Here is a 19,971-nt window from a genome sequence, read left to right as displayed (position 1 = left end):
CTCCTTATTCTATATATCCAATGTAAGGTAAATTTCTATATTTTTCATTGTAATCCAATCCGTACCCTACTATAAATTTATCTCCAATTTCAAAACCAGGAAATCTTACTTGAATTCCATGCTCGTGAATTGTTTTTAAAACAATAGATGTAATTTCTAAAGAGGAAGGATTTTGCATCTCTAAATATTTTACTATATATTTTAATGTATTCCCAGTATCCACGATGTCTTCGACTATTAAAACATGTTTATTTTCAAGGGGCTCATCAAGCCAACTTTTTACCTTTACTTTTCCCGTGGTTATATCCCCAGAATAACTAGATACCTGTATAAAATTATAATTAACGTTCAAATGTATCTTTTTTACCAAATCACTAAAGAAATTGACGGATCCTTTTAAGACACATACCGCGACAATTTCATCCGTTATATTTTTATAATAATCATCTATTTGCTTAGCCAAATCTTCGACCTTTTTTTGAATTTCCTCCTCTGAAATAAGGACTTTTAATGACATTATATACCTCCCCATAGAAATAAAAAATTACTCTCTTTATATCTTATTCTTTTAAAAACCAAAACTTCCCCCAAAAAATTCATTCTAAGAAATATTATAAGTTATTATGAGTTATTTTGTGGATCTAAGTCCAACAAATATATTGTATCATAAGTAAAGACCATTTGCTCCCTTACTTAAAGATTATAACACAATTAATTCGCCAGAGTTTATTTTTCTTATCTCACCGTTATTGTCTATTATTTCCAAATAATCTGACTGAATTTCGTTTACTGTGCCGTAAATATTTCCATTATTTTCAACTGATACTTGGACCTTATCCCCTACTTTCACATTCAAATGATTCAACCACATTTTTGTAATGGATGAAATTGCTTTAGGTTTGAAATATTTTAGATAATACCTATGATAAGCAACATGGTTTAGTTCATTTAAAAGTTTCCTCAAAGGAATTTCTTTCCCAATAACATCTTTTAAAGCAATTGAGTTGTTGGAAACTTTTTCAGGTAATTCATTGTTAACGTTTATTCCTACTCCCACTATAACGCAACTTGGTGTACCATCCTCATAAACGCTCTCTCCCAAAATTCCGCACACCTTTTTAGAATTAAGCAAAATATCGTTAGGCCATTTAATGATGGGATCCAACTTATATTTTTTTTTCAAGACATTATAAATCACCAAAGAATACATTCTCAAGTAAAAATAAGGAATCAAAGGCCTTTTACGGGGCTTGAATAACACAGAAAACCATAAACCTCCCAAAGGAGAATACCACCTTTTGTTATTCCTCCCGTAACCTTCTGTTTGTTCTAAAGCCCAAACAACAGTTTCTGATGGTAGTTCACGCCAGTGTTTTTTGATATAGTTGTTCGTTGAATCAATTTTATCTAGAAGAATCAAATTATCACCTATCATTTTAGCAGACTTTTCCTCCTCTTAAAAACTTTAATATATCAATATGATATAATATATGGTTGATCAAAGGCAAACTCTTATCAAAATTTGTAAAGGGAGATACTTTCAGTGAATTCTTTTTTTATTACAAATTTAATAGGTGAAAGAAAAGAACGTATTAAAAAAATAGAATTTATCCTCGTTATCGCTTACGTTTCATTGGCAATTTTTGGATTTTTATCTGTTAAGAGTGCTGTAATCAACAGTCCTTTAGAAGGCATAGAAAATCAACAATTAATGTGGATCATTCTAGGGATCGCTTTTTTTGCCATTAGCATTTTTATTCCAGAAAGGTTTATTAAGAAATATACCCCTATTCTATTTTATTTAGTAATTCTTGCCTTGGTTTTAGTACTATTCACCACACCAATTAGTGGGGCTAAAAGATGGATAAGGCTGGGACCTGTGGGTTTCCAACCATCTGAAATATTTAAGCTGGCATTGTTATTATATCTTAGTTATGTTCTTTCTCAAAATGATAATAAAAAGTTTTATTTTGCATCAATAATGATTTTTTTATCTGCAGGGTTGATATACCAAGAACCGGATTTTAGCACTTCTATTATAGTACTATTCACCTGGTTTGTACTAGTTTTTGTTTCAGGAAGGTTCGAAAAATTATGGCAGTATTCCTTAGGATTAGCTTTGATTGGCAGTCCTATAATTTTTTATAACCTCCAAGAATACCAAAAAGGTAGGATAATAGGGTTTCTCTTTCCTCAAACCTACTCTCTAAGTTATTATTATAACACCGCTCAAGCGATAAAAGCTATAGGTTCTGGAGGTTTGCTAGGGGAAGGATACATGAATGGATACATGAATTTGAGTGGATTCGTACCTGAAAGTCATACAGATTTTATACTTTCCGTTATTGGAGAAGAGTTTGGATTTTTGGGGGTAAGTTTTATTCTAATACTTTATTCGGCAATACTTTGGAGACTATACGAAGGATACAAAAAAAGCGATGACCTATTTTGGAAGTATTTTTATGTTGGATCTGCATTTTTGATCTTTTTCCATATTTTTCAAAATATTGGAATGAATCTTGGCATGTTGCCAGTTACAGGCATCCCTCTGCCTTTATTATCAAATGGTGGCTCTTCTTTTGTTACTTTTTCTATAATACTAGGGGTTGCAACAAAAGGTTTAATGATAGAAAAAAACATCACGAGGTGATTCAAAAATGAAAATCGTAGAAACTCTACCAAACATCAGTGAAGGGAAAAACAAAGAATTAATCAACCGAATCAAAGACCTTTCTGAGAATTTTGATAAGATTTGGTTTATTTCTTGTAAAAGTGATGAGTACTTCAATAGAAGCTTCATCAGTGTTGTAGGTGAATTAAACGAAATAGAGACTTTCTTATTCGAAATGGTGAAAATATGCGTGGCAAATATAGATCTCAGAAATCATAGTGGGTATCATCCAAGAATAGGTGCCGTAGATGTCATCCCGATTGTACCGCTAATATCTACAACCTTTGATGAGGCGGATAATCTTGTAAAAAGATTAGCAAAAAAAATCTCTGAAAGTTTTGAATTGCCTATATATCTATACGAAAAATCAGCCAGAAACGATTATCGTAGAAATATTAACACCTTAAGAAAAGGTGAATTTGAATTCTTAGCAAAAAAAATGTCTTTCCCTGAATGGGAACCAGACTTTGGTCCAAATCATCCTCATCCCACTGCAGGAGCAACTATTATGGGGGTTAGAGATTTTCTAATATCTTTGGAATTCCATATTAACACCTCAGACAGATGGCTAGCAGAACAAATAAAACAAGAAATAAGTTTGAATTTACCCGCCAGTGTATTTTTAGAAAGAAAACAAAACGGTAAATTCAGTCTCACTCTAAATGCAAAAGAAGGGGATGTATCACTCTATTTGCTCTACAGCAAAGTTAAAACGATAATAGAACATTTTGGCAGCGAAATAGAAAAAGTAACTCTCCCATCTCCTTTAACGGGAAAATTGTTTTTACATTCGTTTAAAAACTTAATCGGTAACTTGGATGGAGAATTATTTACAATAGAAGAAAAATTGCTAACCGAATCACAGATCACCAAAACAAAACATATTTCAAACGAGGAAAAATGACTAGAATCATAGTCGTAGGACCTTTAAAAAGTCCCTATATAATAGATGGAGTCAAGCAATATTTAAAGTGGATAAAGAAATTTGAACGAATTGAACTAATACAACTTCCTTTGTCCGGAGATTTAAACAAGACACCACCTTCAATTTACAAAGATAAAGATTTCAAAAAGTTTGAAAAATATTTCCCGGATTCTTTCAACGTTTTATTGGATGAGAGAGGAGAACAAATGGATTCTGTAAAATTTTCTGAATTTTATGACCGCACAAAAACCTCTTCGCAAGGGAAACATATAAACTTCATTGTTGGTGGTCCTTTAGGACATTCTGATAAAATTTCCAATAAAGCTGATTATATTTTATCGTTATCTAAAATGACTTTTACCCACGAATTTGCGGTTTTGATTCTTTTAGAGCAATTGTTTAGAGTTAACAAGATATTGCACAATGAAACCTATCATTATTAAAAAAATTACAATATTTTTTATCACAGGAAGGGAGGAAGGTACGGTATCATCGTACAAAAATCATGAAAAAAATGTCGATTGTAGGTGCCCAATGGGGCGATGAAGGTAAAGGTAAGGTTGTCAACTATTTTTCAGAAAAGTTTGAATGGATCGTACGTTTTTCTGGAGGGGCGAACGCAGGTCACACTATCTATTACAAAGACAAAAAATATGTGAATCATATGCTTCCTTCTATTATGCCCAATTCTCAATCTAAAGGTTTTTTAGGTGCAGGAATGGTTTTAGATTTAGAAAAACTTGTAGAGGAACTAAATATACTAGAAGCTGATTTTCCTGGAATGTCCTCTAAATTTTACATTGATTTAGAAGCCTTTTTGGTCCTCCCGTGGCATAAAGAAGAAGACGAAATTATAGAAAGTATGAGAAAAAAGCCAATTGGAACAACAAAAAGAGGAATCGGACCTGCCTATACCGATAAGGTATCAAGGGAAGGTATAAAACTCTACTACCTGTTTGATGAAAAAATGCTTAAAGAACGTTTAGAAGACATATATTACCTAAAAAATAGTCTGTATGGGAACAAATTAAAAACTTCAAAAGATGATGTGTTTGAATACTTGATGAAAACCAAAAATGAATTGGAAAAATTGAAGATAAATTACGCTAGTGCGGTAGAGATGGGGAATGTTTTCAGAAGTACATCGGTACTGTTTGAAGGAGCTCAAGGCGTTTTGTTAGATTTAGATTTTGGCACCTATCCTTTTGTCACCTCATCTTCGTGTATGGCTCATGGAGTTTCTTCAGTTGGATTTTCAACGTTTGAATTAGATGAGGTGTATGGGGTACTCAAAGCCTACACAACACGGGTAGGATCGGGACCTTTCCCAACAGAAATCTTTGGAGAAGAAGCTCACAAAATTAGGGAATTGGGAAAAGAATACGGTGCGACAACAGGAAGGCCAAGAAGGGTTGGTTGGTTAGATCTCCCTGCTTTGAGATACGCAAAAATAAGATCTGGTTTAACAGGGCTTGTAATCACCAAGGCGGACGTTTTAAACGGGTTAGATAAGATAAAAGTTTGTACACATTATGAGGTCAACGGAAAAACAAAAGATACTCCATCCTCCTCGTACGACTTTTTTGTTGCCAAACCTATTTACACTGAATTGAACGGTTGGAAAGATACCAACGATATTAATTTCTTAAAATATTTATCGTATATTGAAGAACAAATCGGTGTTGATATTGACTACATTTCTTACGGACCAAAAACCGAAGAAATGTGTTCAAAAAATGATTTGATCTTGAACATGGAAAACAAATAAAAAGTTTAGAGGTGAAAAAATTGAAAATACTCACTTCTTCCCAGGCAAAATTAATAGACAAATTGACTATAGAGAAAGGAATAGCCCCAGAAACGCTGATGGAGCAAGCGGCTTTTTCTGTAGCTGACATAGCGGAAACCTTTGAACCAAATTCCATTCTATGTGTAGTAGGAAAGGGTAACAACGCAGGTGATGGTATTGCAGCGGGTAGGATCCTAAAAAATAGAGGCTACAACGTTGAAATACTTATAGTAGGCGATCCAACTCAAGGGAGTCCTGGCTTTAAAAAGCAACTTGAGATCGCCAAAAAATACGAAATTAATATTTATCGCTTCAACGTTGACAAAATTAATTATTCGCAATACGATCTCATAATAGACGGGTTAATAGGTATAGGCTTGACAGGAGAAGTCAAGGGGGAGGTTGCTGAAGCGATAACACAAATAAACTCTTCAGGATCAAAAGTATTATCAGTTGACGTTCCATCGGGAATATCATCTGACACAGGTGAAGTTCTAGGAACGGCAGTTAAAGCCGATCAAACGGTTACATTCGGCTTTTTAAAAATTGGCCATCTACTCTATCCTGCAAGAGAATATTGTGGAGAAATAAAAGTTGCTCCTCTATCTTTCGACAACTCGCTGGTAAACTCAATCAATCGAGAACTCATACTAGAAGATACCGTTAAGAACTTACTTCCAAACAGGCCTGAAGACTCTTACAAATACAAATTTGGAACGGTTCTAATACTCGCAGGCAGTGAAAAATACCCTGGTGCCCCTATCCTTTCAGCTATTGGAGCTCAAAGAACTGGAGCTGGTATGGTTAAACTGATTACACCAGGTGATTCATCAAACGTTTTAACTCTTGAACCATCCATAATCTATAAGTCTTTAAAAAAAGAACACTTTGAAGAAAAAGACGTTGAAAATTTAAAGGAAGAAATCGAAAAATCCAACGTTATAGTTTTAGGTCCCGGTATAACTGAAAATGCAAAAGGCTTTGTTAAAAAATTAGTTGAAACCTACAAAGATAACAAATTATTCGTTTTAGATGCAGATGCTCTATCCATTTTAAAAGATAAAGATGTAAAATTAAACAGAAATTTTGTTATAACCCCTCATGTAGGAGAACTATCAAAGGTTTATAAAAACTTAAAAAACGACGTCTTCGGCTTGGAAGAGTACGCAAAAGAGTTGAACTGCACCATCGTATTCAAATCATCAACTACCTTGATAACAAACGGCGAAAAAACATATTTCAACATAACAGGGAATTCAAGTCTAGCCAAGGGAGGATCGGGAGATTTACTATCAGGAGTTATCGGATCGTATATTGCTCAAGGTTTAACAACGATGCAAGCTTGCCTAATTGGAAGCTATGTAGTATATAAAACTGCAAGAGATTTATCTTTAGAGTACACAAACTACTGTTTAACACCAAAAATAATTGCTGACAATCTATATAAGACAATCCATTTATTAAACTCATGAACCTATAATCCAATTAGGAGGCGATCAAATTATAATCTATATAATATCTGGAGCAGAACAAAGAAGCTCTTTGGAATTTTACGAGAAAATGATACAAAAGGCATCCTTGACAATCGCCTGTGATGCTGGAATCAAAATCTTCAAAAAGTTAAACTTACCACCTAACTATTTAATAGGAGATTTTGATTCTGCTTCTATTGAAGACCTTCAGTGGGCTGAAGATAACAACACAGAAATATTGAAATATCCAAAAGAAAAAGATGAAATCGACACGGAATTGGCTTTAATATTTCTGAAAGAAAATCACTATAAAAACGTTATATTATCAGGGGTTTTGGGTAATCGCATCGATCAAGAAATGGCAAGTGTATTTCTCCTAGCCGAATACATAGATCTAAATCCCGTTATCCTAGAAGAAGACGTAAAAATTGGTATAGTAAATAAAAAAGTGGAAGAAGAAGCCCGGATCGGTGAAAGTTGGTCCATTTTAAGAATAGGAGAACCCGTTAGGGGGCTTACTCTTAAAGGGTTCAAATATCCATTAAATAAAAAAGATATCTTTGATTTCAAATCCCTAGGAATCAGCAACGAAGCTAAAGAAAACAAAATAGAAATATCCGTTGAAAGTGGCATGGTCGTTTATATCAGATGGATCGACAAAAAATGGTAAGCAGGAGGCGATCTAATGTGGTTAGTATTATCAGATTCTCACGACAACATGGATAAACTTAAAAAGATCCCAGATATAATCCAAAGGTACAATGTCGATACCATTTTCCATTGTGGAGACTTTGTAGCACCTTTTACTTTACCATATCTAATCTATGACGATATCGATTTTTATGGTGTCTTCGGTAACAACGACGGAGAAAAGTTACTACTTTATGAAAGATCAAATAAAAAGATAAAAAACGGACCCATTACCATAGAAAAAGATGGTAAAAAAATATTTCTGATGCATGAACCATATTCCTTAGAAGCCGCTGAAAATTCAGGGATTTATGATTATGTATTTTTTGGTCATACCCATGAAATAGTAAATAGGAAAACCGGTAAAACCGTTGTACTAAACCCAGGAGAATTTTCTGGATGGCTAACTGGGAAGGCAACTTATGGTATAATAGATCCTAATGAAGCAAAAGTTGAAATCAAAGAACTGTAGAGGAGGACCATCGACATTTTGAAAGTATACAAAGCTCAATTAATAAAAACCGTCTACAAAATTGAAGATCTCCCACCACCAGATAAAAAAGAAATCGCCTTTGCAGGGAGGTCCAATGTTGGAAAGTCAAGCTTTTTGAATGCCATTTTAGGCATTAAAATAGCAAAAGTAAGTTCTACTCCAGGAAAAACCAGATCCATCAATTATTACTTGGTGAATGATAAATATTACTTTGTTGATTTACCGGGATACGGTTTTGCAAGTGTTTCAAAACAGGAAAAAGAAAGATGGAACGTACTGATGAACGAGTACTTTAAAACCAGATTTTCTTTGAGTGCCGTTTCTTTGCTTATCGATCATAGACATATGCCTCAAAAATTGGATTATGCTATGGTAGAATGGCTCAAAGATCTAGGAACACCTTTTTTGTTTATCTTAACAAAATCTGATAAATTAACGAAATCTGAAAAAGCTAAACTTTTTGAAGATATCAAAAGAAGTTTTTCAACTTATGGTGAATATATATATATGCCTTTTTCCTCAAAAACAAAAGAAGGGTTAAAAGAGGTTTTGAAAACCATCGGCGAAATATTAGGCGAAGTTGATTAATTTCTAAAGACCGTTAAAAGGGAGGGTTAAAAAATGAGTTATGAAAGAACTGTATTGATTCCCGGGGAGGTATCTTATAGTAACATATCTCAAATACTAAACTCAAGTTATCTACTAGAAATAATTTCAGAATTAATCGAGGATGCCGAAGAGACACGCAATACGTTGTATCCTTTTTTTCAATTATTTCTAGTAGATGAAACCAAACAAAAAGTTCATGAAAGGTACGATTTAGAACAAATCCGACAACTACTCTTAGCATTATCTTTAAACAGCTTAGACCATTTGGATGAATCCTCTTACTTTAGTTTCCCAAAATTATCTTCATACAGAGAAACGTTGGCTCTCTTTGTTGAAGATACTTTCAATCTATGGCGTTCAAAACACAGATTCATGAAAAAAGCGGATCCATTTAGTCACAACTCAAGAACGAGAATTCACAAACAAATATCCTTAGTTAAAAACAACTCTGATTTAAAAAGCTTAGTCTTGGGAGTATATAGACAAATCCTTGTTAATATATCAGCCAGAAGGGTAAAAGTGCTCAGGCAACTTCCCAGTGGAGCTCAAGCTGGATTTATAGTTGATCGACCTAGAACAAAACCAGAAGCTCAAATAGCCGACGCTGATTTTTTATACAACATGGAATATGTTTGGAGCGTAGTATTGGAACCACCTGTTATCTTTTATACATACTCAAATAAAAGAAGAGGGGTATTCAAAGTTGTCGATCGCCCTATATTAAACAAAATTAATATTGAAAATCCACAGGATTGGCTGGTGTTCCCTATATACGTTAACGACAAATTGATATTCGTTGTTGTTTACAAGGAATACTTTGCGATGGCAGCAGGTTTGGCAAATTTGTACGAGTTTGCAGATTTTGAAAGTTTAGAAAACAGAAGACCTGATGGCATATACATTTTCGGTATGAATAAAAGTTTTTTTGAGGATGAAGACGATTACAATGGTATTATCTATAAAGAAGATGATGGAACTTACGTAGGGCTTGTCGGAGATGATCCTTCTATAGACTACTTTGGTTATATGAAGAAAATGGTATTGACGATTCACAACTTAATAGTAATAGACGAAGATAGACTACCAATTCACGGGGCTTTAGCTGAAATAAAGTTAAGGGATGGAAAAAGTTTCAACGTAATGATAATGGGAGATAGTGGAGCGGGAAAATCTGAAACATTGGATGCCTTAAATAGAATAAGAAAACAAGTATCCGAAGTAAATATATTGATAGATGATATGGGATCATTAGATATTTTAGAAGATGGAACCGTGGTTGCGTATGGGACAGAAACTGGTGCTTTTGTTAGACTAGATGACTTACAACCAGGTTATGCCTACTCCGCTATGGATAGAAGTATCTTTTTGAATCCAAACATAACCAACGCCAGAGTTATAGTACCATACTCCAATTACGAAGATATCATAAGACCTACTAAAATTGATTATTTCTTTTACGCCAACAACTATGAAAAAATAGACGACAACAAACCACCAATCGAATTTTTTAATGACGTAGATAAGGCTTTAGATATATTCTCCAAAGGTGCAAGAATGGCAAAAGGTACTACTTCAGAGAAAGGTCTAACCTATAGTTACTTTGCCAATCCCTTTGGTGCAATCCAAAGAAGAGAAAAACACGAAAAAATTGCTAGAAAATACATGGAAACTCTAATGAAAAGTAACGTCAAAGTCGGGACACTTCGGACACAACTTGGTGTAGAAGGCTATGAAGACCAAGGTCCATTAATAGCCGCCCAAGAACTTTTGAAGTTTTTAAAAGGAGAAAAAGATGTCTGAAGTTGCAAAAAAATTTGCCGAATTAATTTATAATTCAAATTCCATTGCGGTCTTAAGTGGTGCGGGGATGTCTACTAACGCAGGTATCCCCGATTTCAGAGGCCCTAACGGGATCTACACGAAGGCAAATATAGAAAATCCTGAGAGAATTTTCGATTTAGATTATTTCTATCTGGATCCTTCTTTGTTCTATAAGTTTCACAAAAAATTTTTGGAGTACATAACGAAAGCAGAACCAACCTTTACTCACAAATTTTTAGTTCAACTTGAAAAGGAAGGAAAATTAAAAGGGATAGTAACTCAAAACATAGACTCTTTACACCAAAAAGCCGGTTCAAAAAAAGTCTATGAAATCCATGGAGGATGCTGGAAAAATTACTGCACAAAATGTAATAGAGAGTATTCTCAAGAAGAAATATTAGAAAAGGTCAACAACGAAACAGTACCAAGGTGTGATAACTGTGGTGGAATAATAAAACCAGACATAGTATTTTTTGGAGAACCTGTAAAATACTTAACTGAATCGGAAGTTTTGATGAAAAATTCGGAACTTGTCTTGGTTTTAGGATCTTCTCTTGCGGTTATACCAGCAGCAATGTTGCCATCCTTAACTAAAGGCAAGATAATAGTTGTGAACAAAGGAGAAATATCAGAAATGTATCTCCCGCCACAAAAAGTAGCTCTCATTGTTAACGAAGAACTGGATACCTTTTTTATGCAAGTTGCCAAAGAGTATGAAACACTCAAAGAAGGTTGATCGGGGCGAAGCCACATTCATCCTAATGGGGGGTAGTGGAGTTTACCCTTTTCATCCTTATGGGTGGGGAGCGGGGTGAAAGGGCGCTAAAACAGAAGATTAAGGGGCAAAGCCCTTTTGCTACTTTGTGCAAAAAAATATTTTAAAACAAAAATATGATTTTGATTCTGGGGATCTTAAGGGGCAAAGCCCCTTAACGCTTGGAGGTGGAGGCATGATTCCAAATTGGGTATATATAAAAGACTTCAAAAAACACATCAATGAAACAGTAGAATTTCGGGGATGGGTATGGAACAAAAGAAGCAGCGGTAAAATTGCTTTCTTACAGTTAAGGGATGGAACTGGTTTCATTCAAGGAATAGCTGAAAAAAAGGATTTTGATGATGAAACCTTTGAAAACATAAGAAAAATAAAAATGGAAAGCAGCATAATCTTACAAGGAACCATAAAAAAAGACGAAAGATCTCCTGAAAACGTTGAATTACATATAACTTCTTTCAAAAAAATACAAGAACCCATTGAAGACTATCCCATTTCTAAAAAAGAGCATGGCATAGACTTTTTAATGGAAAATAGGCATTTATGGATCAGATCAAGAAGACAGTTTCATATCTTAAATATTAGAAACGAAATTTTAAAGGCAATTAGAGATTTTTATAATCAAAATAATTTTACCTTGATAGACACCCCTATATTTACTGGTTCTATAGGGGAATCTGCTGGTAACACATTCAAATTAGACTATTTCGATTATGGAGAGGTATATCTAGCACAAACAGGTCAACTTTACTTAGAAGCTGCGGCGATGTCCTTTGGAAAGGTGTACAATCTAGGCCCTACATTCAGATCCGAAAAATCAAAAACAAGAAGACATCTAATCGAATTTTGGATGAATGAAGCCGAAGTAGCTTTTTATAAACATGAAGACAACATCAAATTACAAGAAAGCTTGGTTTCTTTCATAATCAAAAGGGTATTAGAAAATGCTTCTGATGATCTAAAAGAAATTGGTAGGGATACAAATAAACTACAAAAAATTCAGCCCCCCTTTGAAAGAATGACTTACACGCAAGCAATTGATTTTCTTAAGAAAAAAGGGTTTGAAGTAGAATGGGGAGAAGATTTCGGCGCAGATGAAGAAAGTGTACTGGCTTCTCAATTTGAAAAACCACTCTTTGTGGAAAAGTATCCTAGGAAAGTTAAGGCTTTCTATATGCAACCTGATGAAAACAACCCTGATGTTGTACTCTGTGACGACTTACTTGCCCCCGAAGGTTATGGAGAAATAATAGGGGCTTCCGAAAGAATATGGGAAGAATCAGTCCTAATAGACAGATTAAAAGAATTCAATCTTCCTTTAGATCAATACCAATGGTACATAGATTTAAGAAAGTTTGGTAGCGTTCCACACAGTGGTTTCGGTTTAGGCGTTGAAAGAACGGTTGCTTGGATATGCGGTTTAGAACACATTAGGGAAGCTATCCCTTTTGCAAGAACACTTTACAGAGTTTACCCATAAGATCCTAAGGAGTTTTTAAAATGATCGAAAAAGAAAATACAAACCCAAAGAGGTTACTGGATCCCTCTTTTATTGGAGAGGATACAGGATCAAAGAAATTAAGACCAAATTACTTGAATGAATTTATAGGCCAGGACAACATAAAAAAAAAGTTAAAGGTCGCGATAGAAGCTGCTAAAATAAGAAAAGAAGCGATGGATCATGTAGTTTTAGCAGGTCCTCCTGGTTTAGGTAAAACAACCCTAGCTTATGTAATTTCAAATGAGCTAGGGGCTAATTTGCAAATTACAAGCGGTCCTGTAATCGAAAAAGCAGGAGACCTCGCCGCCATCTTAACCAACTTAGAAAATGGCGACGTACTATTCATAGACGAGATCCACAGGCTGAATAGAACCGTGGAAGAAATCTTATACTCAGCTATGGAGGATTTTCAACTTGACATTGTTATTGGGAAAGGACCTTCTGCTCGTTCTATAAGGATTGACTTACAACCTTTCACGTTGGTAGGTGCCACTACCCGATTAGGCCTTATAGCCCCACCACTGAGAAGTAGGTTTGGCATAATTTTGGAAGTCGATTTCTACTCTCCAAAAGACCTCAACTTAATCATAAAAAGGAGTGCAGACATACTCAATATAAAAATAAAAGAAGATGCATCTCTCATTCTAGCTCAAAGATCTCGGGGAACCCCCAGGATCGCCAACAGACTCTTGAGAAGAGTTAGGGATTTTGTCCAAGTTTCTGGAAAAAACATCATAGAAGCTGAAGATGTGGACAACACAATGAAATTATTAGAAATGGATGAAGATGGCTTAGATAAAATGGATCGAAAAATTCTTAAAACAATAATAGAAAACTATGAAGGTGGGCCGGTGGGTATAAATGCCTTAGCTTCATCGATTGGGATAGAACCCGATTCAATCAGCGAGGTCTATGAACCATTTCTACTACAAGCAGGTTTCATTATCAGGACCCCTCGAGGTAGGGTGGCAACTGAAAAAGCCTACCAAAAACTAAATTACACCTATAAAACTTCCAATCACAATATCAGTTTATGGGGGGAGCTTAATGAATAATTTTCTAATAGAAAATTATCACACCTTGTTAAATGAGATCCAACAAGTTACAGAAAAATCAGGTAGAGATCTGAACTCTATAAAATTAGTTGCTGTTTCAAAGAATTTTCCAAGTGATAACATAAAAACATTATACGAAGAAGGTCATAAAGATTTTGGAGAAAATAAGGCTCAGGAATTAAGAGAAAAATATGAAGATCTCAAAAACCTTGACATTGTATGGCATTTCATAGGCAGGATACAAACCAACAAAATAAAATACATCGTTCCTATCGCAGAATATATACATTCAGTTTGGAGAATGAAAGAAATAGAGGAAATTCAAAAAAAAGCCGAAGAAATAAATAAAACACAAAAAGTTCTTCTAGAAATAAACATATCTGGTGAAAACTCCAAAGCCGGACTCATTCCAAACGAAGTAGAGGCATTTTTGCAAGATGCAACATCTTTTAAAAATATAAAAATAATCGGTTTAATGACAATGGCTCCTTACACTGAGAAAGTTGACGTTATAAGAAACGTCTTTCGAAGCTTACGAGAACTCAGAGACAACCTAAATAAAAAATACCCTTCGATAAAGGAACTATCTATGGGAATGACTAACGATTACAAAATAGCCATAGAAGAAGGTGCCACTCTTTTAAGAATAGGAACAAGAATCTTTGGAAACCGTTATCTTCCAGAATAGGGTATAAGGTTAATAAGCAAAACTCATATACCTTCCTTAGAAGGGTGGGGAGCGGGGCGAAGGGGCGCTGACACAAAGTTTTAGAGTTTTTAACGATAACACAAGGAGGAAAAAATGTTTGTAATAGCAAATCTTTTAATAGCATTAGCAAGTATATTAAGAATAGCAATAGTATTTTTTGAATTTTGTATAATTGTATCCGCTTTATTAAGTTTCATCATGCCCTTCCAATACAACAGACTTCGAGGTTTTATTGATTCAGTTGCCAATATAATTTTGAATCCAATAAGAAGATTTATACCCACAGTTATAGGCAACATAGATCTATCTCCAATGATTGCCTTTTTGATATTGATGTTTTTAGATAGATTTTTGGTACAATCTCTATTGGAGTTAGGTTATAGGATTGGAGTGTAGTTTTTATGAAGATCTTTATCTTTTACAATCCACTTAAGCTTTCTAACGATGACCTTGAAGAAAACATATTAAAACCTTTTAATGAAAGCAATATAGAGGTTCTTGGTTACGCTGCGGCGGGTTCTACTGTGGAGGAAAAACAAGCCCAAGCAGCCGATTTTTTCGTGATTTTTGGGGGCGATGGGACGGTATTGAAAATAGCTGAAATTGCCGCAATATATTCAAAACCGGTAATAGCTGTTAATACTGGGAATTTAGGGTTCTTGAGTTCTTATTCCAGTTCTGAGATAAAAGAGCTGATCGAGGATATACAAAAAGATAACATTTCTTTTTCGTTTAGACACCTTTTAGAATGTCATGTAGGCACCAAAAAAGTCGTTGTTTTAAACGATATCGTCTTATTGAAAAGCCAACCATTAGGTACTATGAACGTTGATGTAAAAATTGAGGAACACACTTTATTCTCATTCGCTGGAGACGGATTAATTGTATCAACGCCGACAGGATCCACTGCGTATGCCTTATCTGCTGGAGGTCCCATAATCCACCCCGAATTGAATGTTGTTCAGCTCATCCCATTAGCCGCCCATGCCCTCAACATTAGGCCCTTCATAGCTCCTCCAACGCAAAAGATAGAGATCATTTTGAAAAACATGAGCAAAGGCTTTGTATATGTAACCGGGGATGGAGATATCATTCATAGGATGGAACCAGGGATGTCAATATTTGTGACTTCCAGTGAGATGACGATAAAACTTGCCCAAAGAAATGGCAACAATTATCTCAATGCGTTGGATAAAAAATTGGGGTTTGGCAGAAGGTTTGAATAATTTTAGGAGGCATATAATTTGTTCAAAAAAGAGAATGTCAGCCAAATCAACAGCATCAGTTTAAATCGATTGACACGATATTTGAATAATGTCTTGAGAATGGGTAGAATAGTTCAAGAAATGTACTATAAATTTGGGGATGCTTATCTCGAAAGAAACGATAAATTAGCAAAAGAAATAATAAATCAAGACGACAGATTAGATTTCATCGAAGCAAGCCTAAATTATGAAAGCGTTATCTTATTGTCCTCTGGTAATTACACAGGCATTTACTTAAAAGCTTGTTTCATGAGCTCAAAATTAGTCCAAATATTTGAAAACATGGGAGACATATGCGAAAAAAATGCCAAATTGATAATTGAAATACTCAAAACCCCTTCTACTGTAAACGCTACAAATTTTGAAGACAGTTTGGAATTAACCAAAGAGAACCTTTCACTTGTTTTATCCTCACTATCAGATTTGATCAATATCAAAGCCGCCAAATTGATGACAGATCAGGTAAAAGAAAGTTTTTTTGAAAAAGCCAAGAAAAGTTGTATTCTCAACGAAGAAGTGAAAGGACTGATCGAAGCCTACAAATCGTACTTGTACAAGTCCAAAGAATCTATTAAATCCGCTTCTCTTCATATAGAAGTCTTAAACAATTTAGCAAACTTTTCAGATTTTATCACAAACATCTCTGAAAATATCATTTGGGCGTTGACAGGAGAACTGTACAAATGTAGAAATAACGATTTAGAACTCTTCTATTTCTTGGGAGAAGAAAACCCATGAAGAAGCTCTTCAAATACGTTTCAAAAGAATTCATACCGCCATTTTTTATGGGCTTAATTGCTTTTATAGTCTTTGTGAGCTTGGAGTTACTTTACCAACTATCTGAAATAATCGTTAGAAACAATGTGGGATTTTCAAAACTACTGATATTGATTTGGTATCACCTACCATATTTTATCTCCATGGGCATTCCTGTGGGAGTGCTTTTTGGTATATTTTGGGTTATTTCAAAACTCTCCTCTGCAAACGAAATAATTGCTCTACAAACGTTGGGAATACCGATGAAAAAATTAATCATACCTTTCATGACGATTTCTCTCTTGTTATCTTTTTTCACATTTGCACTCTTCAACACCATCGTACCCGTATCAAACTACAAGGCAAAAGAAGCTATGGCATTGTACGTCTATCAAAGGCCTCAAGCACAGATCGAAGAAAACCAATTTGTGGATGTTGGTGATGGAAGATACCTCTTTGTAAAACAGATAGATAGAGAAAGTGGAATTTTATACGACGTGCTCTTATACGAGGTTAAAAATGATTACACCGCTGTTTTTAACGCTCAACAAGCTCAAAAAGGTCCTGACGGTTGGTACATGAAAAACGGAAGGATGTTCAGAACCAACGAAGATGGATTTCTCGACTTAGACATAACTTTTGATCAATTGCAACTCGATATTCAAGAAGATGTCGAAGAATTTCTGAACTTCTCTAAAAGTGCTAATGAAATGACCTCAAAGGAACTAAAAGAAAAAATAACTACTTTTTCCAAACTTGGTTTGGATGTCTCCGGTCTAATAGTTTCTTACCAGTCAAAATTTGCTAACTCGTTGGCTCCCTTAGTAATTTGTATTTTAGGAATTGCCTTGTCCTTGTTTTTAAATTTAACAAGTAAATCTTGGAGTGTAATTACGACTTTTGTGCTGGTAATAATTTATCAAGGTTCTGGCGCTTGGTTGTCTGCTTTGGGAAAAGAGCATATAATAAATCCAACGATATCCGTTTGGATCCCCAACATAATATTTGGTATTATTGGTACTTTTCTATTCTTAATGCTGGATACAAGAGTATCTTACAAACTTCTCGAGCCTTTGAAAAGAATTTTCTCTGTAATATTGTTTATTCTTGTTGGTTCTTCCTTTTTTTCTGCACCTGTAAATATAACGAGTGAAGATTTTTATTTGAAAGATGATCTGTTATTTTTAGAAGGTAACGTCTATGTAGAGTATGAAGGTTCCACGATAAAAGCCGATTCAGCTCAAGGTGAATTAAACGAAGATGGAACGATTAAAGCAGCGACTTTCTTTGGAGATATAACTTATCTATATGAAGATATCTCTATACAAGCCTCAGAGATAACCGTAAACTTCGAGGAAGATTCCGCAGTCTTTGTAAATTCATATACCATACAAAAGTATAAGGCAGAGAAAGAAATAGAAGTCCGCATATGGTCTGAAAGCATGGAAAAGCCGATGCAAGAAAATATAATAGAAACAAACCAGACGAAATTAACAACATGCGAGGACTGTATAACTTATTACTTCTCAGCCAGGAAAGTCGACATATTTCCAGGATATTTTTTAATAGCCAGAGATGTGGTACTTAGTTTTTTCGGGGTCCCCGTTCTATACCTACCTTTCTATTTTCAAAGTTTATCAGAAGATGAAGAAGAACCCATGTCTCTCACGTTTGGATACGATAACAACGAATTTTCCCTACTAACAGAAATTAATTATAAGTTTGAAAACGGATCGAAAGTCCACTTATCTTACAACACGGCCAACGATCTAATCACACAAGAAACAGATCAAGAAGTGACACTAAAATACGGTGTCCCTTTTCTATATGGAAGCTTGTATCTATCTACAGGTCTGAATTCTCCAGATACCAACGATAACAACTTAGGAGTTTCTTACCAATTTTTCGAAGATAACGAAGTCAGTGAAATTGCAAAATTGGAGTTAAAAGTTCAACCAGCAACAAAAGAAAAATCCCTGTCGTTAAATATCCCAAAATTGGAAACGAATTTGGGAGACCTTAAAAACATACATTCACACATTTATTGGGATTCTAAGGGATTTGATGATATTCTATTTTTAAACGTTGAATCTCAAGCCTTTCAAAAGAAATATGGGAGATCTTTGATCTCTTTATCAAAGCTCAAGCTCAACTCTCATTCATATGGGGACATATCCAACCTTTCTATGGATCAGATATGGGATACGAAAGAAAGTGAAATAGATATTGAAGGAAAGTACAACTTCTATGAAACATTCGCCAGAATGTACGGCGATTTTGATTACGCTTACACCACCGTCGCAACAGAAACCACCAAAAATCGATTAGAAACTAAAAATACTTTCTCTTACAAAGATACCCTTTATGAGATTGATAGAAATAATTTTGATTTAAAATTCAACATGGAGGATTCAATTCACTTCAACTATAACAACGATTTTATACCCGGTGAAGAATACTCTTCTGGGAAAACGCTCTTTGATTACTCTTTAGAACCGGGCTTAGAAATTGATTTAGGTGTTTTCGAATTTGGTAACTCATTAGAATACGTAAAGGTCTTAGAAAACTCCCTCACTCCCTCTGCCACAGACGAATTGAATTACAACGATTACGTAGGGTATTCTTTCTCTCTTTTTGAAAAAAATTTTACGAACTCTGCAAAGTTAAACAGAAGTTTTGATCTAAGAAACGCTGAAAATTCCCCAGATTTGCAAGAAATGGAACTTCAAACTCAAACCAACATAAATCTATTAAACACTAAAAATACCTTACAAACACAGACCAAGTTTGATACTACTGATCCCAATACGATCCAGCCGGATACAACAAACATCAAACTAACCAACGTCATTGGCCCTTTAACCCATAGAAGTGAGTTTGATTATGGCCATCAAGAAGAGATTAAGGTAGATTATATTGAAAACAGAGAAATTTTGAGGTACAATAGAAATCGGCTACAATTGGATTATAGGTATTATATTCATGAACAAACATTCACCAAAAAGATCCCAGAGGTTTTAACGTATTTTCTTTTTTATTATGAAGGTAACAAAATTTACGGGGATTTTGACATGAAGGAAGAGTACACTGTCTACGACTTAGACCTAAATTTCTTGGAAAAAAGTTCAAATTACTCTTTTGGAATCGAAACAACCTACCGCATTTCAGAGTCTCTTGAAACAGGCTTCGACATAAACAACAGGGATAAAAGTGAATTTGCAAAAATTACCTTTGATTATGACATAGAGGATCAAAGCTGGGATTTCACAGAGTTTGAAATACAGAAAAAAATTGTGTGCTGGACGTTGAACGTACAGACTAAATTTTCCTTACTACCCCAGTTTGATTTAGCCTCGTTCAGAATATCTTTTTTTATCAATTATATACCCGATAAAAATATCTCATATGGTGATGATGGGTTTGAATTTGGATTAATGTGA

19 protein-coding genes are annotated in these 19,971 nt (G+C 34.7%); 17 read left to right on the top strand and 2 right to left on the bottom strand.

All coding sequences use genetic code 11. The features are described 5' to 3' along the window. Positions 1-4 precede the first annotated feature (4 nt). Positions 5-517: a hypoxanthine phosphoribosyltransferase gene (gene hpt, locus X925_RS00455; RefSeq protein WP_012209173.1), complete on the bottom strand. Its 513-nt coding sequence runs from the start codon at positions 515-517 to the stop codon at positions 5-7. Positions 518-700: 183 nt separating this feature from the next. Beyond that, positions 701-1,435 carry a biotin--[acetyl-CoA-carboxylase] ligase gene (locus tag X925_RS00450; protein ID WP_041534111.1) on the bottom strand — a complete coding sequence of 245 codons (735 nt, stop codon included), beginning with the start codon at positions 1,433-1,435 and terminating at the stop codon, positions 701-703. 108 nt (positions 1,436-1,543) lie between these two features. On the opposite strand from X925_RS00450, the gene X925_RS00445 reads away from it, so the two are divergent. From X925_RS00445 to X925_RS00365, 17 genes are all read left to right on the top strand, one after another. Next, positions 1,544-2,650, top strand: coding sequence for an FtsW/RodA/SpoVE family cell cycle protein (locus X925_RS00445; RefSeq protein ID WP_012209171.1), 1,107 nt, complete (start codon positions 1,544-1,546; stop codon positions 2,648-2,650). Between the two features lie 7 nt (positions 2,651-2,657). Further along, on the top strand, positions 2,658-3,575 hold the full coding sequence (locus X925_RS00440; protein WP_012209170.1) for a glutamate formimidoyltransferase: 918 nt from the start codon (positions 2,658-2,660) through the stop codon (positions 3,573-3,575). Next, a complete protein-coding gene (locus tag X925_RS00435) occupies positions 3,572-4,039 on the top strand; it encodes a 23S rRNA (pseudouridine(1915)-N(3))-methyltransferase RlmH (RefSeq protein WP_103065915.1) in 468 nt (155 codons plus the stop codon). Before X925_RS00440 ends, X925_RS00435 begins: the two co-directional genes overlap by 4 nt. A gap of 62 nt (positions 4,040-4,101) precedes the next feature. Further along, entirely contained in the window at positions 4,102-5,364 is a 1,263-nt protein-coding gene (locus tag X925_RS00430; RefSeq protein WP_121958831.1) for an adenylosuccinate synthase, read from the top strand. Between the two features lie 20 nt (positions 5,365-5,384). Continuing rightward, positions 5,385-6,857: an NAD(P)H-hydrate dehydratase gene (locus X925_RS00425; RefSeq protein WP_146026668.1), complete on the top strand. Its 1,473-nt coding sequence runs from the start codon at positions 5,385-5,387 to the stop codon at positions 6,855-6,857. 70 nt (positions 6,858-6,927) lie between these two features. Then, positions 6,928-7,527: a thiamine diphosphokinase gene (locus X925_RS00420; protein ID WP_121958829.1), complete on the top strand. Its 600-nt coding sequence runs from the start codon at positions 6,928-6,930 to the stop codon at positions 7,525-7,527. 15 nt (positions 7,528-7,542) lie between these two features. Continuing rightward, on the top strand, positions 7,543-8,019 hold the full coding sequence (locus X925_RS00415; protein WP_103065911.1) for a metallophosphoesterase: 477 nt from the start codon (positions 7,543-7,545) through the stop codon (positions 8,017-8,019). 18 nt (positions 8,020-8,037) lie between these two features. Then, the gene (gene yihA, locus X925_RS00410) at positions 8,038-8,628 is read left to right on the top strand and encodes a ribosome biogenesis GTP-binding protein YihA/YsxC (RefSeq protein ID WP_121958828.1); all 591 of its coding nucleotides are present in this window, start codon (positions 8,038-8,040) and stop codon (positions 8,626-8,628) included. Between the two features lie 33 nt (positions 8,629-8,661). Beyond that, the gene (locus tag X925_RS00405; RefSeq protein ID WP_121958827.1) at positions 8,662-10,449 is read left to right on the top strand and encodes an ATPase; all 1,788 of its coding nucleotides are present in this window, start codon (positions 8,662-8,664) and stop codon (positions 10,447-10,449) included. Further along, a complete protein-coding gene (locus tag X925_RS00400; RefSeq protein ID WP_121958826.1) occupies positions 10,442-11,206 on the top strand; it encodes a Sir2 family NAD-dependent protein deacetylase in 765 nt (254 codons plus the stop codon). Before X925_RS00405 ends, X925_RS00400 begins: the two co-directional genes overlap by 8 nt. A 214-nt stretch (positions 11,207-11,420) precedes the next feature. Next, positions 11,421-12,725, top strand: coding sequence for an asparagine--tRNA ligase (gene asnS / locus X925_RS00395; protein ID WP_012209161.1), 1,305 nt, complete (start codon positions 11,421-11,423; stop codon positions 12,723-12,725). A gap of 20 nt (positions 12,726-12,745) precedes the next feature. Beyond that, positions 12,746-13,801, top strand: coding sequence for a Holliday junction branch migration DNA helicase RuvB (ruvB, locus tag X925_RS00390; protein ID WP_012209160.1), 1,056 nt, complete (start codon positions 12,746-12,748; stop codon positions 13,799-13,801). Beyond that, positions 13,794-14,489, top strand: a complete 696-nt coding sequence (locus tag X925_RS00385) for a YggS family pyridoxal phosphate-dependent enzyme (RefSeq protein ID WP_121958825.1) — start codon at positions 13,794-13,796, stop codon at positions 14,487-14,489. The genes ruvB and X925_RS00385 overlap by 8 nt, the downstream gene beginning before the upstream one ends. A 114-nt stretch (positions 14,490-14,603) precedes the next feature. Next, on the top strand, positions 14,604-14,906 hold the full coding sequence (locus tag X925_RS00380; protein ID WP_012209158.1) for a YggT family protein: 303 nt from the start codon (positions 14,604-14,606) through the stop codon (positions 14,904-14,906). Positions 14,907-14,911: 5 nt separating this feature from the next. Continuing rightward, positions 14,912-15,736 carry an NAD(+)/NADH kinase gene (locus X925_RS00375; RefSeq protein WP_121958824.1) on the top strand — a complete coding sequence of 275 codons (825 nt, stop codon included), beginning with the start codon at positions 14,912-14,914 and terminating at the stop codon, positions 15,734-15,736. An 18-nt stretch (positions 15,737-15,754) separates the two neighbouring features. After that, positions 15,755-16,513, top strand: coding sequence for a PhoU domain-containing protein (locus X925_RS00370; protein WP_121958823.1), 759 nt, complete (start codon positions 15,755-15,757; stop codon positions 16,511-16,513). Next, the gene (locus X925_RS00365) at positions 16,510-19,971 is read left to right on the top strand and encodes an LptF/LptG family permease (RefSeq protein WP_121958822.1); all 3,462 of its coding nucleotides are present in this window, start codon (positions 16,510-16,512) and stop codon (positions 19,969-19,971) included. The genes X925_RS00370 and X925_RS00365 overlap by 4 nt, the downstream gene beginning before the upstream one ends.

Origin of the sequence: Petrotoga sp. 9T1HF07.CasAA.8.2, from assembly GCF_002895585.1 — a bacterium.
In the GTDB taxonomy this organism is placed as follows: Bacteria; Thermotogota; Thermotogae; order Petrotogales; family Petrotogaceae; genus Petrotoga; species Petrotoga mobilis.
The sequence above is the reverse complement of the archived record's forward strand: the minus strand, read 5'-3'. Positions and strand labels throughout refer to the sequence as shown.

What these genes read in the sequence shown, in the direction of transcription:
- X925_RS00400 (WP_121958826.1), top strand. Translation starts at nt 10,442, where the DNA reads ATGTCTGAAGTTGCAAAAAAATTTGCCGAATTAATTTATAATTCAAAT.
- X925_RS00415 (WP_103065911.1), top strand. Translation starts at nt 7,543, where the DNA reads ATGTGGTTAGTATTATCAGATTCTCACGACAACATGGATAAACTTAAA.
- X925_RS00380 (WP_012209158.1), top strand. Translation starts at nt 14,604, where the DNA reads ATGTTTGTAATAGCAAATCTTTTAATAGCATTAGCAAGTATATTAAGA.
- X925_RS00450 (WP_041534111.1), bottom strand. Translation starts at nt 1,435, where the DNA reads ATGATAGGTGATAATTTGATTCTTCTAGATAAAATTGATTCAACGAAC.
- X925_RS00430 (WP_121958831.1), top strand. Translation starts at nt 4,102, where the DNA reads ATGAAAAAAATGTCGATTGTAGGTGCCCAATGGGGCGATGAAGGTAAA.
- hpt (WP_012209173.1), bottom strand. Translation starts at nt 517, where the DNA reads ATGTCATTAAAAGTCCTTATTTCAGAGGAGGAAATTCAAAAAAAGGTC.
- X925_RS00365 (WP_121958822.1), top strand. Translation starts at nt 16,510, where the DNA reads ATGAAGAAGCTCTTCAAATACGTTTCAAAAGAATTCATACCGCCATTT.
- X925_RS00435 (WP_103065915.1), top strand. Translation starts at nt 3,572, where the DNA reads ATGACTAGAATCATAGTCGTAGGACCTTTAAAAAGTCCCTATATAATA.
- ruvB (WP_012209160.1), top strand. Translation starts at nt 12,746, where the DNA reads ATGATCGAAAAAGAAAATACAAACCCAAAGAGGTTACTGGATCCCTCT.
- X925_RS00375 (WP_121958824.1), top strand. Translation starts at nt 14,912, where the DNA reads ATGAAGATCTTTATCTTTTACAATCCACTTAAGCTTTCTAACGATGAC.
- asnS (WP_012209161.1), top strand. Translation starts at nt 11,421, where the DNA reads ATGATTCCAAATTGGGTATATATAAAAGACTTCAAAAAACACATCAAT.
- X925_RS00440 (WP_012209170.1), top strand. Translation starts at nt 2,658, where the DNA reads ATGAAAATCGTAGAAACTCTACCAAACATCAGTGAAGGGAAAAACAAA.
- X925_RS00405 (WP_121958827.1), top strand. Translation starts at nt 8,662, where the DNA reads ATGAGTTATGAAAGAACTGTATTGATTCCCGGGGAGGTATCTTATAGT.
- X925_RS00385 (WP_121958825.1), top strand. Translation starts at nt 13,794, where the DNA reads ATGAATAATTTTCTAATAGAAAATTATCACACCTTGTTAAATGAGATC.